We start from the raw sequence: 16,601 nt of genomic DNA on the forward strand, positions 1-16,601 counted from the left end.
GTGCCCCGCACCGGCTGATCGACATTCTTGACCCTGCCATGAGCTATTCGGCAGCCGATTTTTGCAAGGATGCCCTGCGGGAGATGAAAGAGATCGCCGACCGTGGCCGCATTCCTCTGCTGGTGGGCGGCACCATGCTCTATTTCAAGGCGCTGCTGGAGGGATTGTCCCCGCTGCCTTCCGCCGATCCCGCCATTCGAGCCGGGATTGAGGAAGAGGCTGCCCGCCTCGGTTGGCAGGCGCTGCACGATGAGCTGGTGCGCATCGACCCGGTGGCCGGTGCGCGGATCCACCCCAATGACCCGCAGCGACTCTCCCGGGCGCTGGAGGTCTACCGTATCAGCGGCAAGACCCTTACCGAGCTGACGCAGGTGCAGGGGGAGGGCTTGCCCTATCGGGTGCAGCAGTTTGCCATCGCCCCGAGCGATCGCGCCGTGCTGCATCAGCGTATCGAACAGCGCTTTGACAAGATGCTGCAAGGTGGCTTTGAACAGGAGGTTCGTGCGCTGATGGCGCGCGGCGATCTGACCCCGGATCTCCCCTCCATTCGCTGTGTGGGTTATCGCCAAATGTGGGACTACCTGTGCGGTGAAGTGGGGTATGATGAGATGCGTTATCGTGGCATTGTTGCCACACGCCAATTGGCAAAACGACAGATGACCTGGTTGCGCGGCTGGCCCGACGTGACCTGGTTGGAATCTGGTGAGTCTGGCAATCTCGACCGCGTGCTTGCTCGCGCTGGTGCGGCTTGACACTCCCTGTATAATCAGGTTGTTATATTGATATTCGGTGTTTAAAAACAACAAACTATAAGGAAAAGAAAAATGGCTAAGGGGCAATCTCTCCAAGACCCGTTTTTGAATGCGCTGCGCCGTGAGCGGATTCCTGTTTCTATCTATTTGGTGAACGGCATCAAACTGCAAGGTCAGATCGAGTCTTTTGACCAGTTTGTTATCCTGCTGAAAAACACCGTGAGCCAGATGGTTTACAAGCACGCCATCTCGACTGTCGTACCGGCCCGTGCCGTCAATCATCACCAGCCCACTCCGGGTGGCGCGGCTGATGAACAGGGTGATGCCGAGGCGTGATATCCCTGGGCGAGTCGACTCGCCAACTCAGATTCATCATGATTCCTGTTAAGGAGCAAGCGCTTGTTTGACCGTTATGAAGCTGGCGAACAGGCCGTTCTGGTGCATGTCAACTTCAGTGATGAGGGTGAGCGGGAGGATCTGGAAGAGCTCAAGATGTTGGTGAGCTCGGCCGGAGTCAATGCGCTGGGGGTAATTACCACCAGTCGCAGTGCGCCCAGTGCCAAATTTTTTGTCGGCAGTGGCAAGGCTGAAGAGATCGCGTCCCAAGTCCAGATGCTGGATGCTGACGTCGTCATCTTCAACCATGCCCTGACCCCTGCCCAGGAGCGCAACCTGGAGCGTCTGTTCCAGTGCCGGGTGGTGGATCGAACCGGCCTGATCCTCGATATCTTCGCCCAGCGCGCCCGAACCCACGAAGGTAAACTGCAGGTCGAACTGGCCCAGTTGCGCCATCTTTCCACTCGTCTGGTGCGAGGCTGGACCCACCTTGAGCGTCAAAAGGGCGGGATCGGTCTGCGTGGCCCGGGTGAAACCCAGCTTGAAACTGACCGACGTCTGCTGCGGGAACGCATCAAGGCGATTTTGCGTCGGCTCGACAAGGTGGCCAAGCAGCGGGAGCAGGGACGCCGCGCCCGCAACCGCAACGAAGTGCCGACGGTGTCACTGGTTGGTTATACCAACGCCGGAAAGTCCACTTTGTTCAACCAACTTACAGCTGCCAGCGTGTATGCTGCCGACCAATTGTTCGCAACTCTGGATCCCACCCTGCGTAAACTGGTGATCCGGGATGTGGGTGATGTGATTTTGGCGGATACAGTTGGATTTATTCGACACTTGCCCCATGATCTGGTCGCGGCCTTCAAGGCGACCCTGCAGGAGACCCGTGAAGCGGATCTGCTGCTGCATGTGGTGGACTGTGCCGATGAGCAGATGCAGGAGAATATCGACTCCGTGCAGCAGGTGTTGGCCGAGATCGAAGCCGATGACAGGCCCCAGCTGATGATCTGCAACAAGATCGACAAGCTGGCGGATCGTCCGGCAGGTCTGGAGCGAGATGACGAGGGGCGCCCGTTGCGCGTCTGGTTGTCGGCCCAGACTGGTGAAGGTTGTGAGCATCTGTTTACGGCGCTGACTGAATTGCTGGCTGGCTCCATGGTGCATCACACCCTGCAGTTGCCTCCTTCTGCCGCGAGATTGCGCAGTGCGCTCTATCAGCTGAAAGGGATTGAGCAGGAAGGTTTTAGCGAGGAGGGTGATTTCGTGCTGGAAGTCCGCTTGCAAGTGGCCGACTGGAACCGCCTCGTGAAACAGGAAGGTGAGAGTTTACAACGCTTTATCAGGCATTGATTCGTTGATGAAGATGAACCCTTAGGGGCTTCTCAACGTATGACTGCCCGATAGAGATGATATCCATCCGCATGTATTAATGGAGACGCTGATGGCTTGGAATGAGCCTGGTAACAACGGCAAAGACCGTGACCCTTGGGGGAATAACGGCAAGAATCAGGGACCCCCTGATCTGGATGAAATGCTGCGCAAAGTGAGTCGCCGTTTCGGTGGCTTGTTTGGTGGCGGCAAATCTGGCGGCGATGTAGGTCGCTTTGGTATCTCCATCGCGCTGGTTGTGGCTGTGGTGGTGTGGGTCGTCAGCGGCTTCTACACCATTCGCGAAGCGGAGCGTGGTGCCGTGCTGCGGTTTGGCAAGTTTTCCCATATTGTCGAGCCGGGCCTGCGCTGGAAGCCGACCTTTATCGATCAGGTGATCCCGGTGGACGTCGAGTCCGTGCGCTCTCTGCCTGCCTCCGGTTTCATGCTGACTCAGGATGAGAACGTGGTACGGGTCGAGATGGACGTGCAGTACCGTGTGGTCAATCCCGAGCAGTATCTGTTCAGCGTGACCAATGCCGACGAGAGTCTGGGTCAGGCTACCGATAGCGCCCTGCGCTACGTGGTGGGTCATACCCGGATGGATGACGTCCTGACTACCGGTCGTGAGAAGGTGCGTCAGGAGACCTGGCAGGTGATCGATGGCATCATCGAGCCTTACCAGATGGGTCTGCAGATCGTTGACGTCAACTTCCTGCCGGCGCGTCCGCCGGAAGAGGTGAAAGACGCGTTTGATGACGCCATCTCCGCTCAGGAAGATGAACAGCGTTTCATTCGTGAAGCAGAAGCCTATGCCCGTGAAGTGGAGCCCAAGGCTCGTGGTCAGGTGAAGCGTCTGGAGCAGGAAGCGGAAGCTTACAAATCCCAGATCGTGTTGAAAGCCCAGGGTGAAGTTGCTCGCTTCAACGAGCTGCTGCCCCAGTATCTGGCTGCTCCTGAGCTGACCCGTGAGCGTATCTATCTGGAAACCATGGAAGAGCTCTATCAGCAGGCCAACAAGGTGGTGGTCGACATGCCGGCTGGCAACAACAGCATGATCTACCTGCCGCTCGACAAGCTGTCTGGCAAGCCGAAGGTAACCCAGTCTGATCGTGCCACTGCCGCCCCGGTCACAGAGCAGGTCCCCGTTTCCAACGAGGGGGCCAACTCTACCCCGACAATGCCGCTGCGTAGCGGTGACCGCTTCAGCTCAGGGAGAAACTGATAGATGAAAAAGCTAGCTATTGGTGCAATCGCTGTCGCGGCCATGGTCTGCTTCTCTTCTGTCTTTATCGTTGATGAAGGTCAGAAGGGGATTGTGGTGCAGTTTGGCAAGGTGAAGCGGGTTGACTCCGGTGAACCCCGCCTCTATGAGCCGGGCCTGCACTTCAAGGTGCCGCTCATCGACCAGGTTCGCAAGATGGATGCCCGCATCCAGACCATTGACAGCCAGGCCGACCGTTTTGTCACCTCCGAGAAGAAAGACCTGATCATCGACTCCTACGTGAAGTGGAAGATCGAGGACTTCTCCAAGTACTACCTGGCAACCGGTGGTGGCAACAAGCTGCAGGCGGAAGATCTGCTCAAACGCAAGATCAATAACGGTCTGCGTTCCGAGATCGGTAACCGCACCATCAAGGACATCGTCTCCGGTGAGCGCAGTACCGTGATGGAAGATGCCCTGAAGAAGATGGCGCGCTCCTCCGAGCTCGGCATCAAGGTGGTGGATGTGCGGATCAAGCAGATCAACCTGCCGGTGGAAGTCTCCAACTCCATTTACCAGCGGATGCGTGCCGAACGTACCGCAGTCGCCCGTGAGCACCGCTCTCAGGGTCGCGAGAAGGCTGAAATCCTGCGTGCCGATATCGACCGCAAGGTGACCGTCATGATCGCCGACGCTGAGAGTAACGCTCGCCAACTGCGTGGTGAAGGGGATGCGGAAGCCGCCAAGATCTATGCCGACAGCTACAAGAAAGACCCCGAGTTTTTCAGCTTCGTGCGTAGCATGGAGGCCTATCGCAAGAGCTTTGCCGGTGGCAACGACCTGATGGTGCTCAAGCCGGACAGCGAGTTCTTCCGTTACCTCAAGTCTCCTCACGGCACCAAGCAGTAATCGCCACGAGGTCACATTCAAAGGGTCTGCATTGTCAGACCCTTTTGTTTTTGGTGCCAATGCCAGCCGTCGACCCAGGGGGCTGGTTGCATTGAAGGAGGTCGGATGCTGACATCCATGCTGATGGGGTTGGGATTGCTGCTGTTGTTCGAGGGGCTTGGCCCGCTGTTGATGCCCAGGGCATGGCAGCAGATGTTACGGCTGCTTAGCGATCAGCCACCGGAGCAGTTGCGCCGTATCGGCGGCTCGCTAGTGGTTGCGGGTAGCGTGATCCTCGGGATGCTGAGTCGCTGAGTCTGGCGCAATGCACTGTCCAGCAGATAGCAGACAATAAAAAAGAGGCCGAAGGCCTCTTTTTTCATGCATGTCGTTTACTCAGGCACTGCGCTGCACGGCCATGTGGGCCAGTGTTTCCAGCGCGTGCTTGTGCGGGGAGTCCGGCAGAATGGCGAGGGCGGCAATGGCCTTGTCAGCCTCTTCACGGGCACGCATGCGGGAGTACTCCAGCGCGCCAGTGCGGTCGAGAATGCCGAGGATCTGCTCAAGATGCTCCATGCCGTTGCGGTGCTCGATGGCATCGCGCACCAGCTGGCGCTCTTCCGGCGTACCCACTGCCATGGCGCGCAGCAGCGGCAGGGTCGGTTTGCCTTCGGCCAGATCGTCGCCGACGTTCTTGCCCATCTCTTCGCTCTGGGAGCAGTAGTCCATCACGTCATCGATGATCTGGAACGCGGTGCCCAGATACTTGCCGTAATCGGTCATGGCCTGCTCGACGGGCTCGGGCTGATGGGTCAGCACGGCGGCAAGGCGAGTGGCGGCCTCGAACAGCTTGGCGGTCTTGCAGTAGATGACCGTCATGTAGCTCTCTTCGGTGGTATCCGGGTCGTTGCAGTTCATCAGCTGCAACACTTCCCCTTCGGCTATGGTGTTGGTGGCATCCGATAGGATCTCCATCACCCGCAGGTTGGAGAGTTCGGCCATCATCTGGAAGGAGCGGCTATAGAGGTAGTCACCGACCAGCACGCTGGCGGCATTGCCAAACATGGCGTTGGCGGTCTCCCGGCCGCGGCGCAGGTCGGATTCGTCGACCACGTCGTCATGCAGCAGGGTAGAGGTGTGAATGAATTCGATGATGGCGGCCAGTTTCAGGTGATCCTCACCCTCATAGCCCAGCGCACGCGCAGCCATCACGGTCAGCATGGGGCGCATCCGTTTCCCGCCGGCGCTGACAATGTAGAAACCCAGCTGATTAATCAGACTAACGTCGGACTGGAGTCGGGCCAGGATCAGTTCATTGACCGCCGTCATGTCGGCGGCACAGAGCGCACGGATAGTCTGTTGGTCCATAAGTCTCGTAACGTGACAGCAGCAATAACTGCGATTTTAGTAATGGCAGGGATTCTACACGATTTCACAATGGGTTACAGTTAGGCGTTTATCCACGGCGGCAGATATGCGCACAAAATAAACTTTTTGCTAAATTGGCCTTGCCTGAGCAGATCGATTTGCGTAGAATGCCCGCCCATTGTTATAGGTTTTTGCGCATGTCTAGCCTTGAGCAAAAGACATGCCTTTACGGAGTTAATCAAATGTACGCGGTATTCCAAAGCGGCGGAAAACAACACCGTGTGGCCGAAGGTCAAATCGTTCGTCTGGAAAAGCTGAACGTTGAGACTGGCGCTACCATCGACTTCAACGAAGTTCTGATGGTTGCTGCAGGCGACACTTTTAAAGTAGGTGCTCCTTTCGTTGAAGGTGGCAAGGTTGTAGCTGAAGTTGTGGCTCACGGCCGTGGCGAGAAAGTGACTATCGTCAAGTTCCGTCGTCGTAAGCACCATCGTAAGCAAGCGGGCCACCGTCAGTGGTTCACTGAAGTCAAAATCACTGGCATCAGCGCTTAATTAGAGGAGTCCGATAAATGGCACACAAAAAAGCTGGCGGTTCATCCCGCAACGGTCGCGATTCTGAAGCTAAACGCCTGGGCGTGAAGCGTTTCGGCGGCGAAACAGTTCTGGCTGGCAGCATCATCGTTCGTCAACGTGGTACCAAGTTCCACGCTGGCACCAACGTTGGTCTGGGCAAGGATCACACCCTGTTCGCTACCGCGACTGGTAAAATCCTGTTCGAAGTTAAAGGTCCGCTGAATCGTAAGTACGTTAGCATCGTTGCTGAGTAATTACGGACCGCAAGGATCCGAAGCCCCGCCAACAGGCGGGGCTTTTGTTTTTCTGACGTCTTTCTGATGTCGTTGACGAAAAAACGGAACGCAGCTGACTTTGGCTCTGACGGGCATGATTGGCAAGATGCGTATCGCCCGCAGGGGTCTGTACCACTATAATTGCGTATCGGTTTTTCGAATTAAGGTGACGGTTACCTATGAAGTTTGTTGATGAAGTCCAGATTCGAGTCGATGCCGGTGACGGTGGTAACGGTTGTGTAAGCTTTCGCCGTGAAAAATATATTCCCAACGGTGGTCCGGACGGCGGTGACGGCGGTGACGGTGGCGACGTATATCTGATCGCCGACGAAAACCTCAATACCCTGATCGACTACCGTTTCGAGCGTTTCCATGCTGCCGAGCGTGGTGAGAATGGCCAGAGCGCCAACTGTACCGGTCGCCGCGGCAAGGACAAGATCCTGCGTGTGCCGGTCGGTACTCGAGCGACCGATGAAGATACCGGTGAACTGCTGGGGGATCTGACCCACCACGAGCAGAAGCTGCTGGTTGCCAAAGGTGGTTTCCACGGTCTGGGCAACACCCGCTTCAAGAGCTCCGTCAATCGTGCTCCCCGTCAGAAGAGTAACGGTACTCCGGGTGAAGTGCGTACCCTGAAGCTGGAGCTGCTGCTGCTGGCCGATGTCGGCATGCTGGGTCTGCCCAACGCAGGCAAGTCTACCTTTATTCGCGCCGTTTCTGCGGCTCGCCCGAAAGTGGCTGATTACCCCTTCACTACCTTGGTACCGAATCTGGGTGTGGTGCGTGGCGAGAACTCCCGCTCCTTCGTGATCGCCGATATCCCGGGTTTGATCGAAGGTGCTGCCGAAGGCGCAGGTCTGGGTATCCGCTTCCTGAAACACCTCGAGCGTTGCCGCGTGCTGATCCACCTGGTGGATATCTGCCCGGTTGATGGCTCCGATCCTGCTGAAAATGCCGTGACCATCGTCAAGGAGCTGGAGAAGTACAGCCCGGAACTGGCTGGCAAGCCGCGCTGGTTGGTGTTTAACAAGATGGACCTGATCCTGGAAGAAGAAGCCCAGGAGGTGATGGATCGCGTCAAGGCGGCCCTGAACCACGAAGGTCCGGTCTATGCCATCACTGCCATCAGCAAGGAAGGCACCAAGAAGGTCTGCTACGACATTCTGGATCTGCTGGATACTATGCCCCGTCAGCTGGCGGAAGATGCCAAAGACGCCATCGAGAAGGTGGAGTTTAAGTGGGACGACTACCACAAGAACCAGCTGGCCAAGGCTGAAGCGGAAGCACTGGCTGCCTCTCTTGCCTTCGATGAAGGGCTTGATGATGACGATTGGGATGATGACGAAGATGATGGCGTTGAAGTCATCTACGTCCGTGACTGATCCCCGTCACTCTCATTGAAAACCGGAGCCTGAACAGGCTCCGGTTTTTTTATGTCTATCGAGCAGCAACTCATTAGGTATATTTGTGATGTCACTTATTGCCTGCCACTGATAACCGATTATACTGCCCACCAAAATTAACAATAACGAAACAATCATCTGTCGATGTCGATTGAATCGATATGCGCCGCTGTATCTTATTGTTTTGATGGAAGGTTTGCCTGTGGAAATATTTATGCGCAGATTTCTGCCTTAAGGGCTTGTTTGTGCATTTTTTTAGAGTATTCTTGCGCCCGTTTTGCCGGTTAATGCATGAATACGCAGGTTGGCCGTGCTAGGGAAAAGTAACATTAGGGCAGTCATATCATGTTGGAAAAGAGTCTCGAAGCACCTGCGGTCAATACTCGCCGTAATTTGTTGATGTTTCTGGTTCCGTCACTTATCGGGATCCTGCTGTTCATGACGCCGGTCGTCTATGACGGTAACGTCACCATCCCGGTGGCCGTGCTGGCCAAGCTGGTACAGCTCGTTTTTGCCGATTATCTGGTCGCCATGGTCAGTGCGGTGATCACCACCACCATGCTGATGACGGTGATTGCCTGGCTGTTCAAACCAGCGATTCTGGTGCGTCGTCCTTTCCTCAACAGTTTGTTCAATGTCTCCCCTTTCTGGGCCTGCGTGCGGGTATTGGGCGGTATCTTCGTGCTGCTGACCTTCTTCCAGGTGGGGCCAGAGGTGCTTTACTCTGGCGCAACCGGTGGACTGGTGCTCAACGATCTGCTGCCGGTGCTGTTTTCAGTCTTCATCTTTGCCGGCCTGCTGCTGCCGTTGTTGCTCGATTTTGGGTTGCTGGAATTTGTCGGCACCATGATGACCCGCATCATGCGTCCTGTCTTCCGGTTGCCGGGTCGTTCGGCTGTGGACTGCTTTGCCTCCTGGCTTGGTGATGGCAGCGTCGGCATCCTGCTGACCAGCAAGCAGTACGAAGGGAAGTTCTATACCCAGCGTGAAGCCGCGGTGATTGGCACCACTTTCTCTGCGGTCTCCATCACCTTCTGTCTGGTGGTGATCTCCCAAGTGAAGCTGGAGCACATGTTCGTCCCCTTCTACCTGACCGTCTGTCTGGCGGGGGTGGTTGCCGCCATCGTGGTGCCGCGTCTGCCACCGCTCTGCTGGAAGAAGGACATCTATGCCGATGGCACCCCCCTGTGCCGCAAGCAGGAAGCAGTGCCGCACCAGCACAGCGTGATGAGCTATGGTTTCGAGCGTGCGCTGACCAAGGCTGACAGCATGACTGATCTCGGCGCCGTCGCGCGCGAAGGGGTGAAGAATGCACTGGATATGGTGTTTGGCGTGCTGCCGGTGGTGATGGCGATCGGTACCTGTGCCCTGATGCTGGCCGAACATACCCCTATCTTCAACTGGTTTGGCGCCCCGTTCGTCCCCTTGCTGGAGCTGCTGCAACTACCGGAGGCGGAAGCGGCGTCCAAGACCATCATGGTCGGTTTTGCCGACATGTTTATTCCGGCGGTGCTGGCCTCGACCATCGAGAGCGACATGACCCGCTTCGTGATTGCCGCCATGTCGGTAACCCAGCTGATCTATATGTCCGAAGTGGGCGCCCTGCTGCTGGGCAGCAAGATCCCGGTCAAGCTGTGGGAGTTGTTCGTTATCTTCCTGCTGCGCACTCTGGTTACCTTGCCGGTCATCGCCGGGGTGGCACACCTGCTGTTCTAAGGACGCAACGCAGTGAAAAACGGTCAACCTCGGTTGACCGTTTTTTTATGGCTTTTCCTCTTTTCTCCGGGCTTGATGGATGACGCGGGCCCTTGCTCATCAGTGTCCCTGCGGATGGAGTTGTGCTGGCTTGCGGGGACACTGCACCAGAAGGGTATGGATGGTGAAGGTGCTGATCTGGGGGACGCTCGGGCTAAATCCCCTCATCGGGTCGGTGCCCCCCATGCTCATCTGAACGTTGGTGAAGGTATGCTGGCTGCGATCGGTTTCCTGATAGCCCTGCGGACAGCTCAAGCTTGCCTGTTGCTGGCAATCATCCGGCGCACTGCACTCGATCTGGAATCGTTGCAGCGAGGAATCTGCGGAGGTGAGCTCAGTGACAGTGGCGGGGGCGCAACCGGACAGCAATATACTGCCCAGCAGGACAATTCTCTGTGACATAAAAGGCGCGTGCTCTGTGGGACAAGAAAAGGGTGGTCGCGTGCCGGCCGGACCCTTGGTATCCCGCGCCGGCCGCCGTATGGGTTAGCGTGACGTTATGCTCAGATCGGACACTGGATGGTTAGGGAGTGGACTGTGTTGGCGATGCGATAGGGCTTGGCTGCCTTGTAGACCTTCTTTTCGTCGTCATAGCTTCCCCCCAGATACTGGGTGCTGTAGAGCGTCTGCTGGCGGCGGTCGGTCTCCTTGTAACCTTGCGGGCAGGTCTGGTTGGCCTGTTGGAAGCAGGCTTTCACGCTGCTGCACTCGATGTAGAAGCCGAGCTGGCTGGTATCGGCAAGGTGCACCGGGGTGACGGTGGGGGCGGGGGGAGACAACAGGGCGCAGCCGGACAGCGTCAGTGCGCCCAGCAGAACGAGATGTTTTGACATAGATAACCTGAACAGTGTGGTGTGACAAAGAGTGAGGGGGAGTCTGTTGCTCCCCCTTCGCTATAGGGGCACCGTTATAACCAGCCCGGGGCGCTCAGGCCAGCCCGCAAATGTAAGAAAATATGATCCACCCCCGGGCTTGCGCGGCCAGCAGGATGAGCGTTCAAACAATACTTGCCTGAGATTTGTTCCGTTCGATTGCTGCCGCTTGGCAGGCAGAGTGTGGCAGGAGATAGTGATTCATTCAGGTATCCCGTGCTACATTGCCCCACTTGTTACTGGTGTGTAAATCAATGGAGTGACCCATGTCTGCCATCCCCTATTCCGTGCTCGATCTGGTGCCTGTTGCCGAAGGTTCCGTGCCTGCCGAGTCGTTTCGCTGTTCACGGGATCTTGCCCGCCATGCCGAGGGTTGGGGTTACCAGCGCTACTGGCTGGCCGAACATCACAACATGCCGGGCATTGCCAGTGCCGCCACCTCGGTGCTGATCGGCCATCTGGCCGAAGCCACCACCACTCTGCGGATCGGCGCGGGTGGCATCATGCTGCCGAACCACTCGCCGCTGGTGATTGCCGAACAGTTTGGCACTTTGGCTTCTCTCTATCCCGACCGCATCGACCTTGGCCTTGGCCGAGCCCCCGGGACCGATCAGCGCACCATGCGGGCGCTACGACGTATGCGCAGCGGTGAGGTGGATGATTTCCCAGCCGATGTGCGTGAGCTGATGAGCTACTTTGGCGACGAGATTGGCGCGGTGCAGGCGGTGCCCGGTCAGGGGCTGCATCTGCCCATCTGGCTGCTGGGCTCCAGCCTCTACAGCGCGCAACTTGCAGCGGCGATGGGCTTGCCATTCGGTTTTGCTTCCCATTTCGCGCCCGCCATGTTGCTGCAGGCGCTGGAGATCTACCGCAGCCAGTATCGCCCCTCCGCTCGCTGGCCCAAGCCCCATGCGGTGGTCTGCATCAACATTATCGCCGCCGACAGCGAGCGTGAGGCCCGCTTCCAGTTCACTACCGTGCAGCAGCAGTTCTTGCGCCTTCATCGCGGTGATGCGGGCAAGCTGCCCGCGCCGGTCGTCCAGCTTGGTGACGAGTGGGCGCCCCGTGAGCTGATGGCGATGGAGCAGACCTTGGCCCGCTCGCTAGTGGGCAACCCGGAGCAGGTTCGTCATGGCCTCAAGGCGCTGCTGGCGGAAACCTGCGCTGATGAGCTGATGTTCAATGGGCCCATCGTCGATCATCAGGCTCGACTGCGTTCTTTCGAGATTGCCGCCGAGCTGATGCAGAGCCTGTAAGCCATGACGAACCCTACTGTCGCGGTGGATGAGGTGTATTGGAATCCCATGGTACCGGAGCTGTCGGTTACCGATCTGGCTCGATCTCTGGTTTTCTATACCGGTTTGTTGGGCTTCTCGGTCCGCTATCGGCGCGATGACCCTCCTTTTGCTTATCTTGAACAGCAACAGGTACAACTGATGCTGGAGCAGGTACATCCGGCGGGTTGGCAGGTCGGGGCGCTGGAGCCACCGTTCGGTCGGGGGATCAATCTGCAGATGGAGCTGACCGAGATCCAGCCGCTACTCGACCGATTGCAGGCCGCCGGGATTGCACTTTTCCGGCAGCCCACTGAGGTCTGGTATCCAGTGGGCGAGATGCTGGCCGGGCAGCGCGAATTTTTGCTGCAGGATCCCGATGGTTATCTGTTACGGTTTGTGCAATATCTGGGGGAACGAGCGGCTGGCTGACAAGATCAAAATCTTAACCATCTGATTTTAAAGGACTGTCAGATGTATGTCGGCTATCTGTCGTGTCACCTTTCGCGGCGTAAGCCCTATGCTGGCCCTGTCAATTACCACAAGGAGTTCGAGATGATCGTCAGGAAGTTGAGATTGCAACGGGGTTGGTCCCAGGATCAGTTGGCCACGCTGACAGGTTTGAGTGTCCGCACTATCCAGCGGATCGAGCAGGGGCAGCAACCCGGACTGGAATCTCTCAAGGCCCTGGCTGCCGTCTTTGAACTCGATGTGGCTCAACTGGATGGATCAGAGCAACAGGAGCGCGAGATGAGAGGAAGTGACACTATGGGTCAGGATGCGGTGCAGGTATCGGCAGAGGAGCGGGCGGCAATGCGCTATGTGGAGGAGCTCAAGGGCTTCTATCACCATGTCGCCAGCTACCTGGTGGTGATCTGCGGGCTGTTTGTCATCAACTACCTGAGCAATCCGGAGTACATCTGGGCCTGGTGGCCAGCGCTTGGGTGGGGATTGGGGCTTGCCTCCCATGCTGTTCGGGTATTTCAGCCCTTCAAGCTGTTTGGCCCCGAGTGGGAGCGACGCCAGATCGAGAAACGGTTGGGGCGCAAGTTGTAACTTCATTCGCCGGAAAACAGGGAGCCTAAAACAGCAAGCCCGGCAGATTGCCGGGCTTTGTTATTACTGCGGGTTGTGGCAATCCATACGGCAGCGACCGCCAGATTGCTGCGCACTCCCTAGCTGGCGTGAACCGGGCAGGGGGTGGTGATCAGCGCATCATCTTCATAGCGCCACAGGGTGAGGCTGTTGCCCCAGACGCAGCCGGTATCGAGCGCCTTGATATCGCTCTTGCCGGTGTTGCCCATCAGGGCTGCCCAGTGGCCGAACACCAGAATGGGGTCATCTACGTGGTGTTCGCGCTGTTCGAACCAGGGACGCAGCCCCGGGGTCGACTCCTTGGGCCCCTTCTTGCATTTGAAGTCGAGACGACCGTCGAAATAGCAGAAGCGCATCCGGGTGAAGGTGTTGATGATGTAGCGGTAGCGGTCGATCCCGACCAGATCATCTTTCCAGCCATCGGGTTGGTCGCCATACATGTTGTGCAGCAGCCACTGGTACTGATCGCCGCGCAACAGGCTCTCTACCTCGCGGGCACAGTTGCGGGCGGTGCGGGCATCCCACGCCGGGGAGATACCGGCATGCACCATCATGATGGGCAGATCTGGATGTTCGGCCAGTAGCGGGCGGTGGCGCAGCCACTCCAGCAGTTCATCCCGATCAGGGGCATCCATCAGGCTTTGCAGCTTGTCTTTCTTCTTGAGCGGTGCAACGCCATCGGCGACTGCCAGCAGGTGCAGGTCGTGGTTGCCGAGCACGGTGACGGCACGGTTGCCCAGATCCTTGACGAATCGCAATGTGTTGAGCGAGTCCGGGCCGCGGGCGACCAGATCGCCGCAGAGCCAGAGCACGTCTTGGTCGGGATCGAACGCGGCAAGATCCAGCAGACGGCGCAAGTCGTCGTAACAGCCCTGGATGTCACCGACAAAACAGTTCGCCATGAAACCTCAGTTGATAATATTGGGGATGGCCAGCGTGAAGGGGGCGATGGGCGCCTCAAACTGCTGACCAGAGCCATCTTGCAGGGTATAGCTCCCTTCCATCACCCCAAGCGGGGTCGCCAGCGGCACGCCGCTCTGGTAGCGGTAGGTCTCACCTTCGGCAATGACGGGTTGTTCCCCGACCACGCCCGGGCCTGCCACTTCCAGCATCTTGCCATTGGCATCGGTGATGAGCCAGCGCCGATGCAGCAGTTGCACCGGTCCGGGCCCCAGATTCTCAATCTCAATCAGATAGTGAAACTGGTAAGGGTCTTTGGAGCCCGCCACATACATGGGGTATGGGCGGATCTCGATGTGCGGGAGTGCCACAGGATCAGGCCTGTTGCTGATCCGCCAGCCAGTTGGCGATCATGACAAACTGCTCGAGGGAGAGATTCTCCGGGCGCAGGTTGCCATCGATACCAAGCTCGGTCAGCTGGGCGTCGGTGATGAAGTTGGAGAAGCTGTTGCGGATGGTCTTGCGACGCTGGCCAAAGCCCTCGGTACAGACGCGATTCAGACAACGAATGTCTTTTGCGACTATGGTCGGATTCTTGTGCGGGATCAGGCGAACTACGGCAGAGTCCACTTTCGGCGCCGGTTTGAAGGCGCCCGGGCCCACTTCCAGCACCGGCACCACCTGGCAGTAGTACTGGGTCATCACGCTCAGACGGCCATAAGCCTTGCTGCCCGGGCCTGCGGCCAGACGCAACACCACTTCCTTTTGCAGCATGAAGTGCATGTCTTCAACCCGATCGGCAAACTCGCACAGGTGGAAGATGAGCGGGGTGGAGATGTTGTAGGGCAGGTTGCCGAAGATGCGCAGCGGCCCCTTGCCTTCACCCATCAGGGTGCCGAAGTCGAAACGCATGGCATCCGCTTCGATGACGGTCAGCTTGTCTTTGAGGGTCGGGTGCTCGCGCAGGCGAGCTGCCAGGTCCCGGTCAAGCTCGACCACGGTCATCTTGTCCATCTGGGCGGCAACCGGCTCGGTCAGCGCGGCCAGACCCGGACCGATCTCCACCAGATTCTGACCCGGCTGCGGGTTGATGGCGGCGACGATTTGATCGATCACATACCGGTCGTGCAAGAAGTTCTGACCGAAACGCTTACGGGCCGTGTGGCCCATGTGCACCTTACTGCTCATATCTTTTTTTCTCTACCATCTTGATGGCGTGGTTAATCGCGGTGACAAGGCTGCCCGGATCGGCCAGGCCCTTGCCTGCCAGATCCAGCGCGGTGCCGTGATCCACCGAAGTGCGGATGAAGGGAAGCCCCAGGGTGATATTGACCGAACTGCCGAAGCCCTTGTATTTGAGCACTGGCAGCCCCTGGTCGTGGTACATGGCGAGTACCGCATCCGCATCCTTGAGGTATTTCTCCTGGAACAGGGTGTCGGCCGGCAACGGGCCGACCAGATCGATCCCTTCCTGGCGCAGGGTAGCCAGGGCGGGTTCGATCACGTCAATCTCTTCACGTCCGAGATGGCCACCTTCCCCTGCGTGGGGGTTAAGGCCGCAGACGTAAATACGGGGTTTGGCGATGCCAAACTTGGTGGCGAGATCCTCGTTGAGGATCCGGATCACCTTGCCGAGGCGATCCTCGGTGATGGCCATCGCCACATAGGCCAGCGGAATATGGGTGGTCGCCAGTGCGACCCGCAGCCCCTCGGTTGCCAGCATCATTACCACATCGGCGGTGTTGGATTGCTGGGCAAAGAACTCGGTGTGGCCGCTGAACGAGACCCCGGCCTGGTTGATGATCCCCTTGTGCACCGGCCCGGTCACCACGGCGGCAAATTCGCCGCTCATGTTGCCATCGCAGGCGCGCTGCAGGGTAGCCAGTACATAGGCGCCATTGCCTTCGTTCAGCTCGCCCGGCACCACAGAGGCGCCGAGGGTGACCGGACAGACGGTCAGGGTGCCCGCCCGCTGCGGGCGGGCAGGAGCGACGGCATCATAGGGCTCAAGCTCGATGCTGAGCCCAAGCTGAGCTGCCCGCTCGCGCAGCAGCGCCGGATCGGCGATCACCACCAACTGGTGGGGCCAATCCTGCTGGGCAATCTGCAGTACCAGATCCGGGCCGATCCCGGCCGGTTCGCCCGGGGTAACGGCAAGGCGACGGCAGCTCATCAGCTACCGGCTCCTTCGATCTGGATGTAGGCCTCGTCACGTAGCTCATCCAGCCACGCCTGGGACTCCTCCACGAAGCGACGGTTGTAGATCAGCTGGTAGGCGCGCTGCTCCTGAGCCTTGTCGGTCGCATCCTGGCTGCGGCGATCTTCCACCTGCACGATGTGCCAGCCGTGGCTGGTGCGGAACGGGGCACTGATCTGGCCCGGTTGCAGACGGTTGACCATGTCACGGAACTCGGGGACATAGACGTTGGGATCAGACCAGCCCAGTTCGCCACCCTGCACCGCAGAGCCCGGATCTTCGGAGTACTTCTCCGCCATGCTGGCGAAGCTTGCCTTGCCGCTCTTGATGTCGTGCAGA

Annotated in this window: 21 protein-coding genes; 13 read left to right on the forward strand and 8 right to left on the reverse strand. The window is 58.2% G+C overall.

Annotated elements, in window-relative coordinates; translation table 11 throughout:
• From miaA to AACS18_RS08865, 6 genes are all read left to right on the forward strand, one after another.
• Positions 1-752 (forward strand): tRNA (adenosine(37)-N6)-dimethylallyltransferase MiaA (miaA, locus tag AACS18_RS08840; RefSeq protein ID WP_258228687.1); only part of this gene is annotated, 752 nt, incomplete at its 5' end.
• A 72-nt stretch (positions 753-824) separates the two neighbouring features.
• Positions 825-1,088 (forward strand): RNA chaperone Hfq, encoded by a 264-nt coding sequence (hfq, locus tag AACS18_RS08845; RefSeq protein WP_005339045.1) that lies wholly within the window; start codon positions 825-827, stop codon positions 1,086-1,088.
• Between the two features lie 63 nt (positions 1,089-1,151).
• Positions 1,152-2,438 carry a ribosome rescue GTPase HflX gene (gene hflX / locus AACS18_RS08850; protein ID WP_005339043.1) on the forward strand — a complete coding sequence of 429 codons (1,287 nt, stop codon included), beginning with the start codon at positions 1,152-1,154 and terminating at the stop codon, positions 2,436-2,438.
• A gap of 91 nt (positions 2,439-2,529) precedes the next feature.
• Complete coding sequence (hflK, locus tag AACS18_RS08855; protein WP_005341060.1) at positions 2,530-3,681, forward strand: FtsH protease activity modulator HflK; 1,152 nt, start codon at positions 2,530-2,532, stop codon at positions 3,679-3,681.
• A gap of 3 nt (positions 3,682-3,684) precedes the next feature.
• Positions 3,685-4,569, forward strand: a complete 885-nt coding sequence (gene hflC, locus AACS18_RS08860; RefSeq protein WP_005339038.1) for a protease modulator HflC — start codon at positions 3,685-3,687, stop codon at positions 4,567-4,569.
• A gap of 105 nt (positions 4,570-4,674) precedes the next feature.
• Positions 4,675-4,863, forward strand: a complete 189-nt coding sequence (locus AACS18_RS08865; RefSeq protein ID WP_108612190.1) for a DUF2065 family protein — start codon at positions 4,675-4,677, stop codon at positions 4,861-4,863.
• A gap of 81 nt (positions 4,864-4,944) precedes the next feature.
• Here the strand turns inward: AACS18_RS08865 and ispB are convergent, their stop codons facing one another.
• Positions 4,945-5,916, reverse strand: coding sequence for an octaprenyl diphosphate synthase (gene ispB / locus AACS18_RS08870; protein WP_043822979.1), 972 nt, complete (start codon positions 5,914-5,916; stop codon positions 4,945-4,947).
• Positions 5,917-6,158: 242 nt separating this feature from the next.
• Here ispB and rplU point away from each other — a divergent pair, with 242 nt between their 5' ends.
• The 4 genes from rplU to AACS18_RS08890 all read left to right on the forward strand — a co-directional run bounded on the left by rplU (position 6,159) and on the right by AACS18_RS08890 (position 9,885).
• A complete protein-coding gene (rplU, locus tag AACS18_RS08875) occupies positions 6,159-6,470 on the forward strand; it encodes a 50S ribosomal protein L21 (RefSeq protein ID WP_005304210.1) in 312 nt (103 codons plus the stop codon).
• A 17-nt stretch (positions 6,471-6,487) separates the two neighbouring features.
• A complete protein-coding gene (gene rpmA, locus AACS18_RS08880; protein WP_005339028.1) occupies positions 6,488-6,745 on the forward strand; it encodes a 50S ribosomal protein L27 in 258 nt (85 codons plus the stop codon).
• 200 nt (positions 6,746-6,945) lie between these two features.
• Positions 6,946-8,148, forward strand: coding sequence for an Obg family GTPase CgtA (cgtA, locus tag AACS18_RS08885; protein WP_005339026.1), 1,203 nt, complete (start codon positions 6,946-6,948; stop codon positions 8,146-8,148).
• A 366-nt stretch (positions 8,149-8,514) separates the two neighbouring features.
• On the forward strand, positions 8,515-9,885 hold the full coding sequence (locus AACS18_RS08890; RefSeq protein WP_108612191.1) for a YjiH family protein: 1,371 nt from the start codon (positions 8,515-8,517) through the stop codon (positions 9,883-9,885).
• 99 nt (positions 9,886-9,984) lie between these two features.
• Here AACS18_RS08890 and AACS18_RS08895 read toward each other — a convergent pair whose 3' ends face one another.
• Both AACS18_RS08895 and AACS18_RS08900 read right to left on the reverse strand, forming a co-directional pair.
• Complete coding sequence (locus AACS18_RS08895) at positions 9,985-10,326, reverse strand: hypothetical protein (RefSeq protein WP_108612192.1); 342 nt, start codon at positions 10,324-10,326, stop codon at positions 9,985-9,987.
• A 101-nt stretch (positions 10,327-10,427) separates the two neighbouring features.
• Positions 10,428-10,757, reverse strand: coding sequence for a hypothetical protein (locus tag AACS18_RS08900; protein WP_108612193.1), 330 nt, complete (start codon positions 10,755-10,757; stop codon positions 10,428-10,430).
• Between the two features lie 305 nt (positions 10,758-11,062).
• Here AACS18_RS08900 and AACS18_RS08905 point away from each other — a divergent pair, with 305 nt between their 5' ends.
• The 3 genes from AACS18_RS08905 (at position 11,063) to AACS18_RS08915 (ending at position 13,126) form a co-directional block, all read left to right on the forward strand.
• Complete coding sequence (locus tag AACS18_RS08905; protein WP_108612194.1) at positions 11,063-12,052, forward strand: luciferase-like monooxygenase; 990 nt, start codon at positions 11,063-11,065, stop codon at positions 12,050-12,052.
• Positions 12,053-12,055: 3 nt separating this feature from the next.
• Positions 12,056-12,502: a bleomycin resistance protein gene (locus tag AACS18_RS08910; RefSeq protein WP_181363249.1), complete on the forward strand. Its 447-nt coding sequence runs from the start codon at positions 12,056-12,058 to the stop codon at positions 12,500-12,502.
• A gap of 123 nt (positions 12,503-12,625) precedes the next feature.
• The gene (locus AACS18_RS08915) at positions 12,626-13,126 is read left to right on the forward strand and encodes a 2TM domain-containing protein (RefSeq protein WP_108612196.1); all 501 of its coding nucleotides are present in this window, start codon (positions 12,626-12,628) and stop codon (positions 13,124-13,126) included.
• A gap of 119 nt (positions 13,127-13,245) precedes the next feature.
• Here the strand turns inward: AACS18_RS08915 and AACS18_RS08920 are convergent, their stop codons facing one another.
• The 5 genes from AACS18_RS08920 to AACS18_RS08940 all read right to left on the reverse strand — a co-directional run.
• On the reverse strand, positions 13,246-14,067 hold the full coding sequence (locus AACS18_RS08920; protein ID WP_108612197.1) for a symmetrical bis(5'-nucleosyl)-tetraphosphatase: 822 nt from the start codon (positions 14,065-14,067) through the stop codon (positions 13,246-13,248).
• Between the two features lie 6 nt (positions 14,068-14,073).
• On the reverse strand, positions 14,074-14,436 hold the full coding sequence (gene apaG, locus AACS18_RS08925; protein ID WP_108612198.1) for a Co2+/Mg2+ efflux protein ApaG: 363 nt from the start codon (positions 14,434-14,436) through the stop codon (positions 14,074-14,076).
• Positions 14,437-14,440: 4 nt separating this feature from the next.
• Positions 14,441-15,253, reverse strand: a complete 813-nt coding sequence (gene rsmA / locus AACS18_RS08930) for a 16S rRNA (adenine(1518)-N(6)/adenine(1519)-N(6))-dimethyltransferase RsmA (RefSeq protein ID WP_005339016.1) — start codon at positions 15,251-15,253, stop codon at positions 14,441-14,443.
• Complete coding sequence (pdxA, locus tag AACS18_RS08935) at positions 15,243-16,238, reverse strand: 4-hydroxythreonine-4-phosphate dehydrogenase PdxA (RefSeq protein WP_108612199.1); 996 nt, start codon at positions 16,236-16,238, stop codon at positions 15,243-15,245. The genes rsmA and pdxA overlap by 11 nt, the downstream gene beginning before the upstream one ends.
• Positions 16,238-16,601: peptidylprolyl isomerase (locus AACS18_RS08940; RefSeq protein ID WP_181363250.1), on the reverse strand; the 364-nt coding region annotated here is incomplete at its 5' end. The genes AACS18_RS08940 and pdxA, both read right to left, overlap by 1 nt.

Origin of the sequence: Aeromonas sp. HMWF015, from assembly GCF_963878965.1 — a bacterium.
GTDB lineage: Bacteria > Pseudomonadota > Gammaproteobacteria > Enterobacterales > Aeromonadaceae > Aeromonas > Aeromonas veronii.

Excerpts from the sequence above, each read along its gene's own strand:
- pdxA (WP_108612199.1), bottom strand. The coding sequence starts at position 16,238 with ATGAGCTGCCGTCGCCTTGCCGTTACCCCGGGCGAACCGGCCGGGATC.
- rpmA (WP_005339028.1), top strand. The coding sequence starts at position 6,488 with ATGGCACACAAAAAAGCTGGCGGTTCATCCCGCAACGGTCGCGATTCT.
- AACS18_RS08915 (WP_108612196.1), top strand. The coding sequence starts at position 12,626 with ATGATCGTCAGGAAGTTGAGATTGCAACGGGGTTGGTCCCAGGATCAG.
- hflK (WP_005341060.1), top strand. The coding sequence starts at position 2,530 with ATGGCTTGGAATGAGCCTGGTAACAACGGCAAAGACCGTGACCCTTGG.
- rplU (WP_005304210.1), top strand. The coding sequence starts at position 6,159 with ATGTACGCGGTATTCCAAAGCGGCGGAAAACAACACCGTGTGGCCGAA.
- AACS18_RS08900 (WP_108612193.1), bottom strand. The coding sequence starts at position 10,757 with ATGTCAAAACATCTCGTTCTGCTGGGCGCACTGACGCTGTCCGGCTGC.
- AACS18_RS08910 (WP_181363249.1), top strand. The coding sequence starts at position 12,056 with ATGACGAACCCTACTGTCGCGGTGGATGAGGTGTATTGGAATCCCATG.
- AACS18_RS08905 (WP_108612194.1), top strand. The coding sequence starts at position 11,063 with ATGTCTGCCATCCCCTATTCCGTGCTCGATCTGGTGCCTGTTGCCGAA.
- AACS18_RS08890 (WP_108612191.1), top strand. The coding sequence starts at position 8,515 with ATGTTGGAAAAGAGTCTCGAAGCACCTGCGGTCAATACTCGCCGTAAT.
- hfq (WP_005339045.1), top strand. The coding sequence starts at position 825 with ATGGCTAAGGGGCAATCTCTCCAAGACCCGTTTTTGAATGCGCTGCGC.
- ispB (WP_043822979.1), bottom strand. The coding sequence starts at position 5,916 with ATGGACCAACAGACTATCCGTGCGCTCTGTGCCGCCGACATGACGGCG.
- AACS18_RS08920 (WP_108612197.1), bottom strand. The coding sequence starts at position 14,067 with ATGGCGAACTGTTTTGTCGGTGACATCCAGGGCTGTTACGACGACTTG.
- rsmA (WP_005339016.1), bottom strand. The coding sequence starts at position 15,253 with ATGAGCAGTAAGGTGCACATGGGCCACACGGCCCGTAAGCGTTTCGGT.
- hflC (WP_005339038.1), top strand. The coding sequence starts at position 3,685 with ATGAAAAAGCTAGCTATTGGTGCAATCGCTGTCGCGGCCATGGTCTGC.
- AACS18_RS08865 (WP_108612190.1), top strand. The coding sequence starts at position 4,675 with ATGCTGACATCCATGCTGATGGGGTTGGGATTGCTGCTGTTGTTCGAG.
- cgtA (WP_005339026.1), top strand. The coding sequence starts at position 6,946 with ATGAAGTTTGTTGATGAAGTCCAGATTCGAGTCGATGCCGGTGACGGT.
- AACS18_RS08895 (WP_108612192.1), bottom strand. The coding sequence starts at position 10,326 with ATGTCACAGAGAATTGTCCTGCTGGGCAGTATATTGCTGTCCGGTTGC.